This window comes from Sulfitobacter sp. HGT1 (genome assembly GCF_013282155.1).
Taxonomy (GTDB): domain Bacteria; phylum Pseudomonadota; class Alphaproteobacteria; order Rhodobacterales; family Rhodobacteraceae; genus Sulfitobacter.
This window is the reverse complement of the sequence record NZ_BLWI01000013.1, coordinates 1-15,639: the sequence shown is the minus strand read 5'-3', so window position 1 is coordinate 15,639 and position 15,639 is coordinate 1. Positions and strand designations below refer to the sequence as shown.

General features: G+C 55.1%; 14 protein-coding genes and 1 pseudogene. 6 read left to right on the top strand and 9 right to left on the bottom strand.

The features are described 5' to 3' along the window. Positions 1-100 precede the first annotated feature (100 nt). On the bottom strand, positions 101-1,885 hold the full coding sequence (locus HGT1_RS15405) for a TRAP transporter fused permease subunit (protein ID WP_176250848.1): 1,785 nt from the start codon (positions 1,883-1,885) through the stop codon (positions 101-103). A 68-nt stretch (positions 1,886-1,953) separates the two neighbouring features. Beyond that, positions 1,954-2,913, bottom strand: a complete 960-nt coding sequence (locus tag HGT1_RS15400; protein ID WP_176250847.1) for a TAXI family TRAP transporter solute-binding subunit — start codon at positions 2,911-2,913, stop codon at positions 1,954-1,956. Positions 2,914-3,584: 671 nt separating this feature from the next. On the opposite strand from HGT1_RS15400, the gene HGT1_RS15395 reads away from it, so the two are divergent. From HGT1_RS15395 to HGT1_RS15390, 3 genes are all read left to right on the top strand, one after another. After that, positions 3,585-4,820 carry a nucleotidyltransferase family protein gene (locus HGT1_RS15395; protein ID WP_176250846.1) on the top strand — a complete coding sequence of 412 codons (1,236 nt, stop codon included), beginning with the start codon at positions 3,585-3,587 and terminating at the stop codon, positions 4,818-4,820. 719 nt (positions 4,821-5,539) lie between these two features. Next, positions 5,540-5,722, top strand: coding sequence for a hypothetical protein (locus HGT1_RS18235; RefSeq protein WP_217902989.1), 183 nt, complete (start codon positions 5,540-5,542; stop codon positions 5,720-5,722). A gap of 106 nt (positions 5,723-5,828) precedes the next feature. Beyond that, positions 5,829-7,040, top strand: a complete 1,212-nt coding sequence (locus HGT1_RS15390) for a PqqD family protein (protein ID WP_176250845.1) — start codon at positions 5,829-5,831, stop codon at positions 7,038-7,040. Between the two features lie 56 nt (positions 7,041-7,096). Here HGT1_RS15390 and HGT1_RS15385 read toward each other — a convergent pair whose 3' ends face one another. The 5 genes and pseudogenes from HGT1_RS15385 to HGT1_RS15365 form a co-directional block, all read right to left on the bottom strand. After that, positions 7,097-7,969, bottom strand: a complete 873-nt coding sequence (locus HGT1_RS15385; protein WP_176250844.1) for a hypothetical protein — start codon at positions 7,967-7,969, stop codon at positions 7,097-7,099. An 80-nt stretch (positions 7,970-8,049) separates the two neighbouring features. Further along, positions 8,050-8,910, bottom strand: coding sequence for a hypothetical protein (locus HGT1_RS15380; protein ID WP_176250843.1), 861 nt, complete (start codon positions 8,908-8,910; stop codon positions 8,050-8,052). Positions 8,911-9,059: 149 nt separating this feature from the next. Further along, positions 9,060-10,430 (bottom strand): phosphomannomutase, encoded by a 1,371-nt coding sequence (locus HGT1_RS15375; RefSeq protein WP_176250842.1) that lies wholly within the window; start codon positions 10,428-10,430, stop codon positions 9,060-9,062. Between the two features lie 122 nt (positions 10,431-10,552). Then, positions 10,553-11,320 (bottom strand): annotated as a pseudogene (locus tag HGT1_RS15370) (transposase). Between the two features lie 204 nt (positions 11,321-11,524). Further along, on the bottom strand, positions 11,525-12,199 hold the full coding sequence (locus HGT1_RS15365; protein WP_255200220.1) for a sugar transferase: 675 nt from the start codon (positions 12,197-12,199) through the stop codon (positions 11,525-11,527). Positions 12,200-13,057: 858 nt separating this feature from the next. Here HGT1_RS15365 and HGT1_RS15360 point away from each other — a divergent pair. Together HGT1_RS15360 and HGT1_RS18430 are read left to right on the top strand one after the other, a co-directional pair. Continuing rightward, positions 13,058-13,660 (top strand): hypothetical protein, encoded by a 603-nt coding sequence (locus HGT1_RS15360; RefSeq protein WP_176250841.1) that lies wholly within the window; start codon positions 13,058-13,060, stop codon positions 13,658-13,660. A 5-nt stretch (positions 13,661-13,665) separates the two neighbouring features. Beyond that, entirely contained in the window at positions 13,666-13,932 is a 267-nt protein-coding gene (locus tag HGT1_RS18430) for an HGGxSTG domain-containing protein (protein WP_308791276.1), read from the top strand. Between the two features lie 99 nt (positions 13,933-14,031). On the opposite strand, the gene HGT1_RS15355 is transcribed toward HGT1_RS18430, so the two are convergent. Together HGT1_RS15355 and HGT1_RS18475 are read right to left on the bottom strand one after the other, a co-directional pair. After that, positions 14,032-14,292 carry a VanZ family protein gene (locus HGT1_RS15355; protein ID WP_176250840.1) on the bottom strand — a complete coding sequence of 87 codons (261 nt, stop codon included), beginning with the start codon at positions 14,290-14,292 and terminating at the stop codon, positions 14,032-14,034. 104 nt (positions 14,293-14,396) lie between these two features. Further along, positions 14,397-14,651: a helix-turn-helix transcriptional regulator gene (locus HGT1_RS18475; RefSeq protein ID WP_176250839.1), complete on the bottom strand. Its 255-nt coding sequence runs from the start codon at positions 14,649-14,651 to the stop codon at positions 14,397-14,399. Between the two features lie 54 nt (positions 14,652-14,705). Between HGT1_RS18475 and HGT1_RS15345 the strand changes: the two genes are divergently transcribed. Then, positions 14,706-15,608 carry a tyrosine-type recombinase/integrase gene (locus tag HGT1_RS15345; RefSeq protein ID WP_176250838.1) on the top strand — a complete coding sequence of 301 codons (903 nt, stop codon included), beginning with the start codon at positions 14,706-14,708 and terminating at the stop codon, positions 15,606-15,608. Positions 15,609-15,639: the final 31 nt, after the last annotated feature.

Sequence of the window (15,639 nt, the reverse complement as noted above, 5' to 3'; positions counted from 1 at the left end):
CATGAGTTTGCGCAGGCGCATCACCCTCTCCATTTGGGTCGTGAGTGTGGTCATTTGCCTGATCCTTTTGGCGTTTGTTCTTCGGTGACTTAATCTTGCATCAAATGAACACACCCGAAAATACAACGGCCAGCCCGGCCCCGACCATCAGCACTGTTGGCACAAGGGTGCGCGCGCCGATCAACCCGTAAGACACAAGCGTCAGCCCGACTGCGACCCGCAGCATCGCGATGATCGCGGCAATCGGCGTTTCGGCCAGGCGCAGCATGTCGGGGTTCGCGATCATGCCCAAGGGGATGATATACAGACCGACACCAAGCGCCATTGCCGTCATCGCAACCTTAAGCCAGTTTTCCCCGATCATGCCCGCCGCGATAAAGACGGCACCGCAAACGGGGGGCGTGATGGTGGACAGCAACGCAAACCAGAACACGAACAGATGCGCCTGCAGCGGTTCCAGCCCCAGTTGCGTCAGCGCCGGCCCCGCGACTGACACGCAGATGACATAGGCGGCTGTCGTCGGCACCTCCATCCCGAGGATCAGGCAGGCGAGGGCGGTCAGAAGCAGCGAAGGCCAGAGCAGCCCACCCGACCCTTCAAGGATCAGCGAGGTGATTTTGACCCCCAGACCGGTGATCGACAGAACCCCGATGATGATCGACGCACATAGGATGATGGCCGCGATCATCGACACTTGTTTGGCCGCGTTCAACACCGCGCTGGTGAGGCGGTCAATGATCTGGGCGCGGTCGCTTTTCAGATCAGCGTTAATGAACAGCAGCAAGGCCCCCGCTAGAATGGCCAGTGCCGCAGAATATTCCGGTGTGAATTTTGCGACGAACATCGCCCAAAGCAGCACAGAAAACGGCACAAGAAAGAACAGCGAGGTGATGATCACATCGCGCCGGGCAGGGCGGTCGGCGGCATCCACACCCTTCAGGTCAAAGCGCCGCGCGTAGGCGTTGATGCCGACCCAGACGGCAAGGAAATACAAAAAGGCAGGCAGGATCGCCGCAGCCATGATCGAAGTGTAGGGCACGCCCGTCAGTTCAACCATCACAAAGGCCCCCGCACCCATCAGCGGTGGCATGATCTGCCCCCCCGAAGAGGCCACAGCCTCCACCGCAGCGGAGAGCCGTTTGGGGTAGCCGAGTTTGGTCATCGCGGGCAGGGTGATCGCGCCCGTTGATGCGACATTGGCCGATGCCGACCCCGAGATAGAGCCGAAAAGCGCCGAGGAAATAACCGACACCTTGGCAGCACCGCCCTTGAGCCGACCAGCAGCGGCAGCGGCGACGTTCATAAAGCCCTGTCCGGCCTCGCCCGCGTTCAGCACGGCGCCAAAGATCACAAAGATCGACACCACCCCGACGGAAACCCCCGTAAGCGACCCCCAAATGCCGCCTTCGGCAATGGTCAGCGTACCCAGAAAACTGTTTAGCGGGGTGCCGGAATGGCCAAACTGGCCGGGGATATATTGACCATACAGCCCGTAAAGCAAGGCCGTTCCCGCCACCAATGGCAAGGGCCAGCCGATGGCACGGCGCGCCGTTTCAAGCGTGACGGCCAGCAATGTGATTGCAATCGCTCTTTGGAAATCCCCCTCGAGAAACCCGTATTGATCCCCCAGCATGTCATTGTTCAACGCAATCCAAAGTGCTGCACCAATACCAAGCACAGCCAGCACGATACCACTGATCAGGCCCGCACGGCTGGTGGTCCCCAGCACCAGCACGAAGGGCAGGATGAATGCCATATGCAACGGTCGACTAACCAGATTTGGAACCAGACCCGAGAAGATCAGCGCAAGGTGATAGCCGACCAGACCAGCGGCCAACAGCAGCCAGAAAGCCGCAGCAATGCGGCCATTGAGAAATGTGTTCATGGGGGAAGTCTCTTTGGAGAGCGACAGCAGGCCGGATGCGTGATCCGGCCTGCCAAGCGGGTCGCTGCTTACTTTTGCGCGTCAGTCAGTTCGATGCCTGCCTCGGCGTAATAGCGCGCGGCACCGGGGTGGATTTTACCGGCGATATTGCTCAACATTGCTTGGTCAACGCCGCTCCACCAAGGGGAGGTATCGCCAAGTTTGGCCTTACTGTCCCAGAATGTCTTGGTCAGCTGGTACGCCGTGTCATCATCCATCGCAGTGGTCGTATAGGCCACGACTGGCAGCGACGTCGTGGTGATGTCGGCGTCTTGACCAGCATAGGTGCCCGCAGGGATCGTCAGCACCGTGCGCTTGGTCTGGGCGATCTGGTCATCGCTGAGCGACAAGACCGTGACCGGCGTGGATGCCGCCGCTTCGATCACATTGGGTGCGGGCCATGAACCTGCGGTGACAAAGCCGTCGATCTGACCGTTCTTGAGCGCGGCAACCGCATTGGAAAGCTCCGCATCCGCGATCTTGACCTTGTCGGTCAGTCCGAACATCTCGATATATTTTGCGCCTTCGGTCGCCCCGAACGAGCCCTTGCCCAGTAGAATGGTCTTGCCTTCCATGCCCATCAGATCAGTCACACCGCTGTCGGCAGACATCACAAAATGCATGGTCAAAGACGGGATCGGGAACAAGGCGCGGATCTCGTCAAAGGCCGGATCTTGCTTGCCCTCGAACATGGCTTTGCCTTTTTGCGCAAGGCCGACCAATGCGGGTGGCGTGGTGAACACATAGTCACCCCCGCGCGCCTTGGTTTCCATCACGTTCTGGACGGAGCCCTGGCTTTCTTCGACTGTGACGATCACATCGCCGTTGGTGCCGGCTTTCATGGCTTCGGCCAGTTCAACGCCCATCTGGTAATAGGACGACCCGGTTTTGGCCGACTTATACGTAATGCGCGTTTCGGCTGATGCGGCTGTTACGGCCAGTGTTGTCAGGGCGACTGCCGCCACTGCTGTTCTTAATACGATATTCATCTGAAATCCTCCCCTAGGTAGTTGTTCACCGCAAATCGTGACCTGTCTGGTCTGATTGCACAAGCTGGAATGCAGGGTTTTTTCGTCGGATGAGACGTGGCACTGGTTTTGCCGCACACGGCATTTACCACCAAGGGACCATTCGGCACGCAACTGATTATCTGCCACAGAATATCGTCAGACGTTCAACGGATTAATCACAAAATCGGCTGTCCGACAAAGCGTATTGTATAAAGCATGGCGGGAGTTGACGTTCAGTTCTCGGTTCTGCGACCGGTCAGGCCGTATTGCCCGGCACGACTGTTCCGGAGGAAGAGAACATGCCACCGCCGTCGGTCACGAGGCAGCACATCAGCTTGCGGAATGGGTAGGCAACCATTCGGCTCGACAGAACCTCATCGACAGTAAGCGGGTCGCGAAAAGAGGCGCGGGGACAAGCAAGCTGGACATGTCACGGCTTCAATTTGGTCAAGAAAAGCGCAGGAAGGGGATATCACTCAAAGCGATGCGATACCGCTCTTGATTATCGACCGCCCAAAGGCGAGTGTCTTAGTGAAATACTGATGAAGCTCAATTGAGCCTCAAACCTCACAGCTAAGGAGAGGCTACTCCAAAATCCGGTTGTTCAATATGAAATCTTTTGCCCTATTTCGGGTTGTGAGAAAGGCCTGATGGGCAAAGATCTAATACCCCCACCAAAATACATCCCAAGCAATGCCGGCATAGACAGGTTGCTGCCTGCCCATTTACGTGACCCCAAGCTTATGTCCGCACTGCGTGTCTGGAGAGGGTTGCTGCCAGATGACCTTTTTCGGGCCGCCGTTCTTGGACCTAAGGAGGCCTTTGCCGCCTTTCAGAGGGCTCAGGGAAGTATAGATTTCTCGAGCGTCGCCCAAAACCAGGTGTTGCCGCATATTCATTATTCGCTCGGGCCCAAACTGATCGATGACCCCAGAGAACCGCAGTTAAAAATTATGCGGGTTCAAAATGCGTTCAACAATCAGCTACTTTTGAGGCAGCTTCAGATGATTGCCCGGCAGTTCGCGGAATTCGGTCTGGAGTTCTTGATCTTTAAAGGGGCCGCATTGGCACCGACCGTCTATCCGCATCTTAGTTGTCGTCGTGTCGGTGATATTGACATGCTGGTCCGCGAGGCGGATTTCGATCGTGCGGCAGCGCATCTTAAGGATCTTGGTTGGCATCCAAAATCCCTACATGCGGCGTCTGCAGATAGTCTTGCTCGATTGTTTCGTCATGGAATCTCATGGACGCATACTGATCATGAATTTGACTTGGACTTGCACATGCATATCAACCACCATGCAAGTTGGCCGGGAACCGACGAAATTTACTGGGAACGAACGGCCACCTACATTGTCAATGGCACAACTATTCGGACACTGTCTCTTGAGGATCACTTGTTGCAGGTCTGCGCGCATGGCCTCGCGCAGAATTTTCACCCACCCGTGCGTTGGGCGCTTGATGCGCATTGGATCTTGCAATCTGCCGACAAAACCTTTGATTGGGACCGCTTGATTGCGAACGCTGAACGAACGCGCTCCTCCATTATCATGACTGTGGCTTTGGGCTACCTTAGGGATGTGTTGGAAGCTGATATCCCACCCGAAGTCCTGACCCGTCTAAGTCGCACTCCTTTCGATAAGACTGAAATACGCGCATTGAAGAGCCGCCTTGCCTCAGAAAGGTTTAGTGGGCGGATTTCTGCAGAATGGAGCCGTTTCAGAGAGAGCCGCTCAGACGATAGCCTGTTACAAGCACTTCCTCATCTGCCAGACTATTTGCGTGAGACGGCCGGAGCCAAGAGTCTTCTTTCCGGATTTTGGAATATTGTGATGAAACTGATAGGAGAGTTAGAGTCTGATCGATCCAAGCGATCAGGATGGTAAGCATTGCGGAGTGAGGACGTTGCAGTCCACATTTCGGATCGTTGACTTTACGTGGGGGAAATGGTCTGGTTTTTTGAGTTGAAAGCGAGGCATGGCATTGGACAATCAAGGCAAAAATCTTACTGATGAGGATCCGGCGCAGAACAAAACATCTGACGATGGAATAGAGTGCCCGAGAAGACGGGCCTTCATCAAACGCCTCGCGAAAGCGGGTGCAATCGCTCCGGCAGTTATATTGCTTCATGACGCGTCATCCAGCGGAATGGCTTTTGCGAGCTGATTTCCTCAACGCAAGGTTTCATCGTTTCTTCAATTTCAGAAAGGTATGCTTCCATGGCTGATCGCAAGGACACTCAATCAGTTGATGGTCAAGTGCAGCAAACTGCCCCCGATAACAGAGCGGAGAACCCAAGGCGCCGCGCTTTCATCAAAAGGCTCGCAAAAGCTGGTGCAATAGCGCCGACGGCGGCTTTGCTCTATAACGCGTCATCCACGCCCGCCGCAGCCGGAGATTAATCCTGCTGGTGGCCGACGCGTCGGAGATTTAACAGGTTTTTCTGCTTGCTTTGGTTTCTTGGTGCATCTCTAGGCAACAAGTCATTTGTGGGTTTTTTCGAATGCGGCGCTGGCTCGTTTACTAGAGTTCACGTCGCACTTCATCGGTGTGGGACGTCAGGTTAGCTTGCAACTCAATTTAGCAATCACAAAGAAGGTTCACGATGCGCAAACGTGATGACAATCAAACGAATGATGAGGCACTCAAGAGTAGTGCGCCTGGACGCGAAATCGATAATATCCGGCGCCGTGCTTTCATCCAACGGCTTGCTAAGGCTGGTACGATCGCGCCGGCCGCAGTTTTGCTCTATAGCGCCTCTGCAAATGCATATGCCGTTGGAGACTAATCCCGCTGATCGGCCACTCCCGCAAGGTGATCCCGATATATGCCTGCTATCGCACGGTAATTGGGAAGAAACAGAGCGTGCAGTCCGATCGGCGCTTGGATTTGGATTGAAGGTCCACCTTGGGGTAACTGTCGATGATACACCGCCGTTTTCGGATCAGAACCTGACGGTATATACCGTCCCTTGGACCAACCATTTCGCCAATGCCAGAAATAACTTGCTGGGGCAAATAGTCAGCAAGAACCGCTATGTTCTCTGGCTGGATAGCGATGAATTCCTTTTTTCTTTTCCAACGGGGCAGCACAAAAGCCTGAAGGATCCGATCTACGGAGTTCAAATCGTAGTACAAGATGGCCAGACTACTTCCGTGCGATCCTCCTGTCATCGCCGGTCGGACGAAGTGAGCTTTTCTGGGCGCATCCACGAAAGACTGCATCTTTCCTCTGCCCACGCCGAAGCGCGTGTATCAGTGCTGAGCGGGGTCGTCATATTTCATTCAGGTTACGAAGACGCTGATCATACACACGCCAAGGAATTGCGAAATCTAAAGATTGCCGAAACGGCAATAGGGGAAGATAGCGATGATTGGGGCGTGGTTGTTTCAAAAGCGCGCTATTATACGTCTATCGGTAAGGCGACCGCGCTAGACTGGATTAAGGTCTACAAAGCGGCAGAAAAGTCCGCGACCAAATTTCCAAATGCCGGTGACAGACGTTGGGAATCTGCAGCCGCGCTTGCCCATTGCGGATTTCTGAAACCGGCGGAAATCGTAGCCGCCTCCGAGCCGTTGAATATTCCACTGCACATGTCGCTGCTGGTTGGCTCCTTTGCACTTTCGGGTGCTTACTGTCTGGACCGCATAGCGTTCGTGGCTCGTTGCCTCGAAAATCGCATCTGGGACGATCGGTATGCTTTTCCTCTCGCTTGGTTGCAGTTCAGCGACGCAGAACTTGCGGACTATGTGATTGAGCAAGCGGAGGAGCTTCCGTGGGCGAAGGTGTCGGACCACAAGAAACAAAAGGACGAAATTATGGATCAGAACACGGTATTTTTTCGAGCAGGTGAAATATTGTCAGAAACTTTTGAGGATGATCTGGTCCTGTTGTCCCGGGACACCAATAGGGTACTGACACTGAATGAAACGGCACAAGTTTTCTGGGACGCGCTTGAGTTTGGCCTTTCCAAGGCGGAGGCTTGTGACTTGATGAAGGAGGCCTTCGAAAATCAACCTCCGAGCAAAATTGAGGCGGAAATCGAAGCTCTCTTTGCTGCATTTCTTGAGCATGGGTTCATTCGAAATACGTCAGATCGAGTGTAGTAAAATTCCCAGCTGCGCAGCTGGGAACCAAAGTTGATGACGCAGTTGCAAGCCAGCTATGCTGCATCCCTGATATAGGACAGGATCACAAAAATATCCGCTGAGGTCCGATCGACAGCCCAACCGTCGTGGATGCACGCGTGGGTGTCCATGATATAGGCTTCGCCCGGCAAGATCTTCAGGCGCATCACAGGATGATCACCTTTTGCTGACATAAATCTTTGCGCCCACTCTTGCGGATTGTCTTCCAGCAGTTTCGCGGCCTCCATGCTGGGATTCGCGTCCAAGATCATCTGTGAAATTTCATCCGGTGCCGCGTTGACAAAAGCCACATAGCGCGGCTCCCACCCTATGTTGACGATACAGCGAAAGGGCCGACCGCCCTGCATAAAATCGCGCTTATGCGCCCAAGTATCCAGATGCAGCCCAATTGCCTTGTCCGAATTCGGATAAAACGTGGTCGATCCATGGGGCACGGTGCCCGTGTCTTCTTCGACATCAGAGTGGGTGGCAGGCTCCACCTGTCGCAATAACGACGAAACCAGCTGCGCCTCGTGGATATTTTCACCCAACAGATGTTCGAGTACCCTTTGCCCTAAGGCATGAGGGATCACGCCTCGCCTCATTGTGCCATCGGGAGACTCCAATACACTCAATTCGATGGCACCAGAGGCCGTTCGAAGGGCCGCAAGCACGGCCGGTTCCAGGCGCACAAGCGAAATTTCCTGAAGCAGACCTTTGCGGCTCATCGAATCCGCTTCCACTGCGGAAAGGGTGCGCCATTCCGGGCGGGGAACGTACATTCCAAAAATGTATTGGTTTCCAAAAAGAACATGGGATGGGCGAACAGTGATTAGACCGGGTGATACGCTCAACCGATCCAATAGGCCCGCAATCTTGTCTGTTGTATTGATTTGGTCGGTGAACATGCGAAATCTCCGTGATGGTCAGCGAATACAAAAAGCAAAATTTGCGACCCTACATGCAATTTTTTACCACAACCATGGTGTCAGTGCCCCTTCAAAAGAACACCAACCATGAGATCGAAGGCCTCATCGTAAGCCTCGCTGCCGACGCTAAGCGTATAGATAGGTGTGCCTGCAGCTAACAAGGATTTCGCGAATGTGACAGCCTGCAAGGTCATTGTAGCTTCGTCGAGCAACGTTTGCGCCAAAAGAAGGGGAAGCGCATCCCTACCGCGTATCGCTTCGATATGGCTGGTTGCGCTTTCTGACTTCTCGAGAAAAACAAAATGGTCGACATGCACTGGTCGGTCCCAGTTGTTGTAAAAGCCCTCGGATCGCCCAACCATAAGCCGGTGCTCTCCCCGAAATGAACCATAGGTGTGCGGTCGGCTTGCACAAAGCGCAGACATGGCATGCAAATCAACGGGGCGTACTCTCGGCTTTAAGGGCTTGGGAAGTGGGGAGACCTCGGGGCTGTCGGTGGAATAGTAAAGCCAGTCATCGCCCAAAATCTGGTGGCCGCGCGACCAGGCTAGAAAGCTCAGGTTGGATTTCCCGTAATATGCGGGGCCAGAAAGCAGCGTAGCACCTTCGCCCAGCATAAAACCCGCTGCGTGTAAGCGATTAGGAAAGTTGACCTTCTCGACAAAGGCTGCGGCGACCAAAGTGGCAAGATGGATTAACAGGTCTTGTTGATTGTTAAAACGGTCGCGAGATCGATTATACCGAACGTCTATGTCAGAACCTGAGTAAGATATGACTATATCGATAATATCCCCATCATGGGATTGGCAAAGCTCCAGCGCTAATGTCGCGGAAAGCTCCATCGACATTTCTTGGGAGCATCCGGACAACACCACACGATGACCGCGCCATTCAAAACAGCACATTTCATTCTCGTACATCGGGTCTGGCCTATGGAGATGGGTCACCTACAATATTACCTGACCGAAGCTATACCGAATGTCAAAGCGCGTCTCGCGTACCTATAGCGACAATTGCGTTAAGGAGTGGACGTGTCCCGATTTCGTGCCATCCCGCGTGCTCGTTTGAGCTACCCCACCATCTGCGCACGCAGGATGGCCAAGCCCTGATCCAGCAAGGCCTGTGCCGCTTTGGGGCTGTCAGCCTCGGCATAAAAACGCAGCTCTGGCGCATTGCCGGAGGGGCGCAGATGCACGATGCGGTCGCCTGTGCAGATCATCCGCAAACCGTCGGTGCGGTCCACAGCAGCCTCGGTAAGATCAAAGCGCTTGAGGAAAGCTGCGCGGGTGGCGTCGTGTGTGCTCAGCTCGGCGATAAAGGCTTGCGCGGTTTCGGTGGCGACACCCTGCAAGCGGTCTGCTGCGGTAAAGCGTGGGGGTTGGGTGGCGACGGCTGCAGCCAGACTGCCGGCCGCTTTGGCCGCCATCAAACTGGCCAAGATCGGCAGCACGGCATCGCGGGTCATGAGGGCTGGCAACGGACCAGCGGGGCCGTTCGCATCATAGCCAAGCAGGAAGCCGCCGTTTGCCTCGTACCCCACAACGCGCCCCGTGGCCTTTTCCATCCCTGCAATGACGAAAGGTGATCCGATCCGCGTACGGATCACCTGATCAAAAACCTGCTCGGCCCCCGAATTTGACGACACAGGCGTGACAGCGATCTGCGCGCCAAGGGCGGTGCCCGTGATCTGGCCCAGCACGTCCCCCGGAACCACTGTCCCGGTTGCGTCCGCCACCAAAGGCCGGTCGCCATCACCATCGGTGGAGACAATCGCATCCAGCGGTTGGCTGCTGGCCCATGCGCGCAATTGTGCGCGCACGTCTTCGGGGACAGCTTCGGTATCGACTGGCACGAAATGTGTGGCGCGGCCCAGTTCAGTGATTTGCGCACCGAGTTGCGTCAGCAGGTTAACCATCAAATCACGCCCCACGGCGGAATGGCTGTAAACCCCGATGCGCATCCCCGCCAGCGCCGTGCCATAGGCGCGGGTGTAGCGCGCGATATAGGCCGCTTCGGTGCCAGTATCCGTGATCGGCTCCGGGCCGCTGTGGGTGGGGGCCGCATCAAGATTGGCCAGAATAGCGGCCTCATGGGCTTTGGTTATTTCGCCATCGGGGGTGTAGAATTTGATGCCATTCCGGTCGTCCGGAATATGGCTGCCCGTCACCATAACCGCCGCACACCCCGCGTTCATCGACGCCAAAGCCAAGGCAGGCGTAGGCACAGCCCCCGCATCGGTGACCTGCACCCCCATCTCGCGCGCAGCATCGGCCACCATTCTTGAGATCGCAGGCGAAGACCCCCGCAAATCCCGCCCGATCCAGATGCCATTGCCCACCGGGCAAGACGCGACAAAGGCCCTGACATGGGCACCAATCAGGTCCGGCGTAAGTTCCGTGACCAGACCACGCAGGCCGCTGGTTCCAAATTTGGGGGGCATAGAAGGGTCCTTTGGTTGGTTAGGTTGCTTGGTATAGCAACCAAGGGGTATGTCATCTGGGAAGGTGGGGCATTGTTGCACAAATCGGTTGAAGGACGTTCCTCCCCTTTCCCCGGACGAACTTATCCTACGGGTTTAGTGACGGGCATGCCATGAGCAGTGTAGCGATTCAGTACATCGATACGGATTTGGATGTCCGAAACCTGCCTTTCAAAGTCCCTCGCCATCATCGATAGGCCAAGAGTTTTCATAGGCTCTCCGTTTCGACGCGGCTTCGGCAGTGGAATCCACTCCAGCGTCACCAAACGGTGCGGCCCAGATCTCGTTTCGCATTGACGGCATGGTCGCGGGCGATTGCTCCGGCACTCGTCGGTTTTCAGGGCTTTGCGTTCTTGCGCGGCTGGATGGCCGGATGGGCATCTCGGGCCGCAATTGCTTCGTGGTATTTGCGGATGTCATAAGCACCATCGGCGGTGACACTGCCGATATCCATTGCCCGGCAGGGTCATGCGCAGCATGATACCGATAGGGGATTAGGAGGTTCAATGGCCCCATGGAGCCACGATACGACAGGCTCACGTGCAGTGTTTGCTGACCTCGGCTTAGGGTGCTGAAATCCGGCCTGGCCCAGTCCAATCCGACCAGCCCCAGCAAGCTCTGGACGACCCCAGTTGTCTGGCGAATAGCATGCCACATAGGACTTTCAGCGTCAGACAGGTCAAAATGGCAGCGTCGCTGAACTGTTGCTCCCTACCTCGCTTACCGCTTGGCGGCGAGGTCCAAACCATTTCCGGATCAAACCAGATCGACAACGGTCCGCGACGCTTCAGGCTGTCATTGTAAGACGACCAATTCGTGGCCTTATTCTTCGTGGGGGTCCAACAGCTCATGCCTTCGGCTATCACTCTGGCTTCATACAGTGAATTCCATCAACCTATTTGTGCAACAAGGCCGGTCATCGGAACTCAGGTGGTTCGCATTCCACGCCTCATGACCAAGCGCCTTGTGCTACCGGATATAAAAAGTCACGATGCTACCAATGACTGTATTATCCAATATTTTACTCTTGCGAATGGGTCCAGTCTGAGATGCTATTAGGCCCCAGCCCGGCCAGCAACGGTTTGGAGTGTGCGCCAAAAAATCCATGAATCTAGATGAACGGATTGATTTTGGATGTAGTGTAGATCTGCAGCAACCTTCATGCGCGTTCCATCAACGCCGTGAACGTACCCAACCTCTGTTTGGGCCAAGCCAGTGATTCCGGGAAGAACATCATGGCGCTCTCTGTATCCGGGGATCAATTCAACATAGGTTGTCGCATGATCATAACTATCGGGGCGCGGGCCGATAAGGCTCATCTCTCCTCGCAGTACATTAATGATCTGTGGAATTTCATCCAGACGGGCCTTACGCAGAAAGCCCCCGAGCAACGTAATCCTGTTGACTTCTAGCGGATCATGCGCACCGCGGACTATCTCGTTCGTGCAGGTCATCGTTCTGAATTTTATTGCATTGAAACGCGTGCAATCCCGGCCCATTCGGCTTTGTATGAAAAATAGCGGCCCCCGATTTAAAAAGGGGTTCGCCACAACCAGAAGCAGACTACCGATTATAAAAACCGGCAAGAGTAAGATTGAAACCACTATGTCAAAAAGCTTCTTAGTAATTCTATAGCTCAAAGGCACTTGCCGAGCCTCCTGATTTCGACCGCCGGCGTTGATCCGCAGCGCAAAGGCGGGTACGTAATTTTTGGAACTCTCTAGCTTCACAGACCAATGTCCACCGAATAAAGAATAAATCAATCTACCTATGAGTGCATATCTAAATATAAGTTATCCATATCAGACTTGTGTCAATGCGCAATAACTATTCCGCGTTTCAATGCGCCGTTTTGGAGGTGCCTTCCGCCCAAGGATTGAGCAATGTCAGTCTGCATAGAGGAACGAGGCGGGCCACAATGAGGATTCGCTTTGGTGCACTTCTGAATGATCGGCGAGAGAAGTGCGCACGGATTTCAGAATATGCCGCATTATGTGCGAATTCAGTCCAGCCAGCCTGACGGCACCCTGCAAAGCTGCCCCTTAAAAGATGTGGGTGGGGATCCGCAATCCGATGGAATTGACAGTATTGAGCCCGAGACCAAGAGCATGGCCATAGGTTTTTGGGCAGGCACGATGGCAAACATTTCGGTCACGCCAACGATTACCAGCCGTTGCTACGAACGCATAAAAGGCGCTGATCGTCCGGAACACGGTGGTGAGGCACCTTGTGCAGGCGGTCCGCAATGGAGGCGGTTCCCGTATTCGCCAAACCACGGTGTATCTCATGTGCGCGGCTGCGCAGACGCAGACAGCGTGTCATGGTAGGGATTGCGGATCTTTTAGACCGCCGCATTTCAAGTGCCATTCATAGGTCTGTTTCGCGCGATGTGACGGCGTCATTGTGAAATTGTGATTGAATTTCAGTTTTATCGGTCGTTCGAGTCGATGCAGGGGGGGGGGGCGGGTGTCGGCAGAAAGTTGAATTCAACCCCATGCACAGTAGGAAATTAGCTGAACCCGACCCTCGACGGGTGGAGGTTCCGTGGTAGCATGACCTTGGACGGCGCAATCCGAGCGGGGTAATCCATGGCTGACAAAGCAGGCAAGAGCGTTCCAAAGAGGTCGCAGAATGACCCAACACAATTGCTAGCCGACGGCACACGCGTTGCTGCCAGCGCTGATGGCATCCGCGAACAGCGCCTTAGAGAGGTGGTGGACATGGTTTTCCACCTATCCAACGCATCTGAAGAAGACATGATGGCCAAGATGGCACGCGCCATCGAACTCTATGAAGATCTCAGACCTGCCGATGGGCTGGAGGGCATGCTGGCTATACAGATGGTCGGCACCCATGAGGCAGCCACCGAATGCCTGCGCCGGGCTGCGCTTCAGAACCAGACGTTTGAGGGCCGAGATCTGGCCCTTAAGCATGCGACCAAACTCATGTCGCTCTACCTCAAGCAGGTTGCCGCCCTCGACAAACATCGTGGCAAGGGCCAGCAAAAGGTTACTGTGGAGCATGTCCATGTCGCCGCTGGTGGTCAGGCTATCGTCGGAAATGTTGAAGCTGGAAGCCGCGCGCTGTCTTCTACGGGCGACGCAGCCGCCATCGCGCATCAGGCGGAAGTTCCCCTCGATGACAGTGTCCAGAAAGTACCACATCGGCGGCGTACGCCGAAGGCGGAATAAGGCTGATGACCGGTCACCATTCGCGAAATACTGCCCCCATGATCAACAGCCCCCGATGTGGGGCCAAAACCCGTAAAGGAACGCCGTGCCAAGCGCCAGCTGTTGCGGGCAAACTCCGGTGCCGCATGCACGGTGGGGCGGCCGGCTCAGGTGCCCCCAAAGGCAACAGCAATGCCCTGAAGCATGGGCTCTATACGGCGGACGCCAAAGAGATGCGGCGGTTTGTCCGTGAGCTCAGTCAAAAGACCAAGGAGATCATAGACGATATCTGAGGGCGCTGATTTGTTATCCGCCTTATGCTGTGTACAGGCTTTCTGACGGCAGGCGCTTCCGAAGGTTCGCCAATCACAGAGGCAATGGCGAAAGGCAAATCATCGCTCGAAAAATACCCGTCGCACCGCCAGACCGAGAAAAATGCCAGTCGCGACGCCGAGCACATCAGCCCAAAAATCGGACATGTCAGCAGATCTACCAAAGACAGGCTGGATGGCTTCGATGATCCCGCCGTATAGGATCGCGAGACATCCAAAGCGCAGGCACCACTTTGGCCGCAGCAGGGCCGTGGGGAAGATGAGCGCGGCGAAGGCCACCGTACGATAGAGTTTGTCAACGCCTTGCGGGCCAACGGGCATCGACGCCTGCGGCATCAGCGTCAGCGCGGCAATGGTTGCTGTGAGGCCAAAGGGCAGGAGAAGCTAGGCAGTCCGGTTCTGGAGGAGCGGGAGCGTGATGTTGTTCATTTGGTTGCGTCAGGCTTTGGCGCGTGGATACGGATGCCGGGGGCGTCGTCACGCGCTCCGATGAACTCGATGCCGGCGGATTCTAAGGTGGCTTTTACTGCCAAAATTGAGCTCCGCCGAACTGACAACTCATCGTCAGCCGTCTCAATGTTCTGAATTGTACGCAGCGAGAGTCCCGCCGATGTCGCTAGCGTCTTGGCTGACCAACCAAGCATGGCACGTGCGGCACGGATTTGTGATGGAACTATCAAGCAATTCTCTTTTTATAACTTGCGCGTTTTGCGCATTATAGATATCATTTACGCATGCATAATCACGCGAAAATTGACTGGGTTTCTCAATTCCAGCGCCTCGAAGGCGCTTATGCCACTTCAACAATGCGAGGTTACTATTCTGATGTCCAGATATTCGAAACTTGGTGCCATGAACAAGCGCTTACACCGTTTCCCGCCACCGTCGAAACAGTCTGCACGTTTTTGGAAGCTCAAGGTCAGGTCGTTGCTCCAAGCACCGTGAAGCGGCGGCTTTACGGCATCAGAAAAGTACACCGCCTGCTTGATATGCCTGATCCAACTTTGCATGAAGATGTAAACCTCGCCATGCGTAAAGTGCGTCGCCTAGGGCCCAATCGTCCCAAGCAGGCGAAAGGCATGACGCGCGATTATCTTGATAAATTTCTCAAAGTACAACCCGATACCCCGTGGGGTCTTCGCAACAAAGCCATGCTGTCGCTCGGCTATGATCTGCTCACGCGGAGGTCCGAACTTGTAGCTCTGCGGACAGAGGACATTTCCTGGCGACGCGATGGAACGCTTCAGGTTCTCATCCGCCGCAGCAAGACCGATCAATATGGCAACGGGCGAATCGCATTTACGTCGTACAGGTCAGCGAAGCTACTCGAGGATTGGCTGGCGTATCGAGGCATGCATATCGCGCCACTGTTCTGCCCGATTTACCACGGTAAAGCGATCAATCGGGAATTGACAGATATGGTCGTGCGTCGCCTGATAAGAGAATCCGCAAAAAAGGCCGGTTTCGACCGCTCCATCGCCCTAGCCTTCAGCGGGCATTCGATGCGGGTGGGCGCTGCCCAAGATTTGCTCTCGGCGGGCCATGATACGGCAGCGATAATGCGTGCCGGAGGGTGGAAGAGCGTGGATGTTCTGGCGCGGTATCTCGAGTACGCGGAGTTCAATGTCTGGGCGTAAGCTTTCACTAAGAGGCTGATCGGAAATGAGT

Excerpts from the sequence above, each read along its gene's own strand:
- HGT1_RS15405 (WP_176250848.1), bottom strand. The coding sequence starts at position 1,885 with ATGAACACATTTCTCAATGGCCGCATTGCTGCGGCTTTCTGGCTGCTG.
- HGT1_RS15400 (WP_176250847.1), bottom strand. The coding sequence starts at position 2,913 with ATGAATATCGTATTAAGAACAGCAGTGGCGGCAGTCGCCCTGACAACA.
- HGT1_RS15395 (WP_176250846.1), top strand. The coding sequence starts at position 3,585 with ATGGGCAAAGATCTAATACCCCCACCAAAATACATCCCAAGCAATGCC.
- HGT1_RS18235 (WP_217902989.1), top strand. The coding sequence starts at position 5,540 with ATGCGCAAACGTGATGACAATCAAACGAATGATGAGGCACTCAAGAGT.
- HGT1_RS15385 (WP_176250844.1), bottom strand. The coding sequence starts at position 7,969 with ATGTTCACCGACCAAATCAATACAACAGACAAGATTGCGGGCCTATTG.
- HGT1_RS15380 (WP_176250843.1), bottom strand. The coding sequence starts at position 8,910 with ATGTACGAGAATGAAATGTGCTGTTTTGAATGGCGCGGTCATCGTGTG.
- HGT1_RS15375 (WP_176250842.1), bottom strand. The coding sequence starts at position 10,430 with ATGCCCCCCAAATTTGGAACCAGCGGCCTGCGTGGTCTGGTCACGGAA.
- HGT1_RS15360 (WP_176250841.1), top strand. The coding sequence starts at position 13,058 with ATGGCTGACAAAGCAGGCAAGAGCGTTCCAAAGAGGTCGCAGAATGAC.
- HGT1_RS18430 (WP_308791276.1), top strand. The coding sequence starts at position 13,666 with ATGACCGGTCACCATTCGCGAAATACTGCCCCCATGATCAACAGCCCC.
- HGT1_RS15355 (WP_176250840.1), bottom strand. The coding sequence starts at position 14,292 with ATGCCCGTTGGCCCGCAAGGCGTTGACAAACTCTATCGTACGGTGGCC.
- HGT1_RS15345 (WP_176250838.1), top strand. The coding sequence starts at position 14,706 with ATGCATAATCACGCGAAAATTGACTGGGTTTCTCAATTCCAGCGCCTC.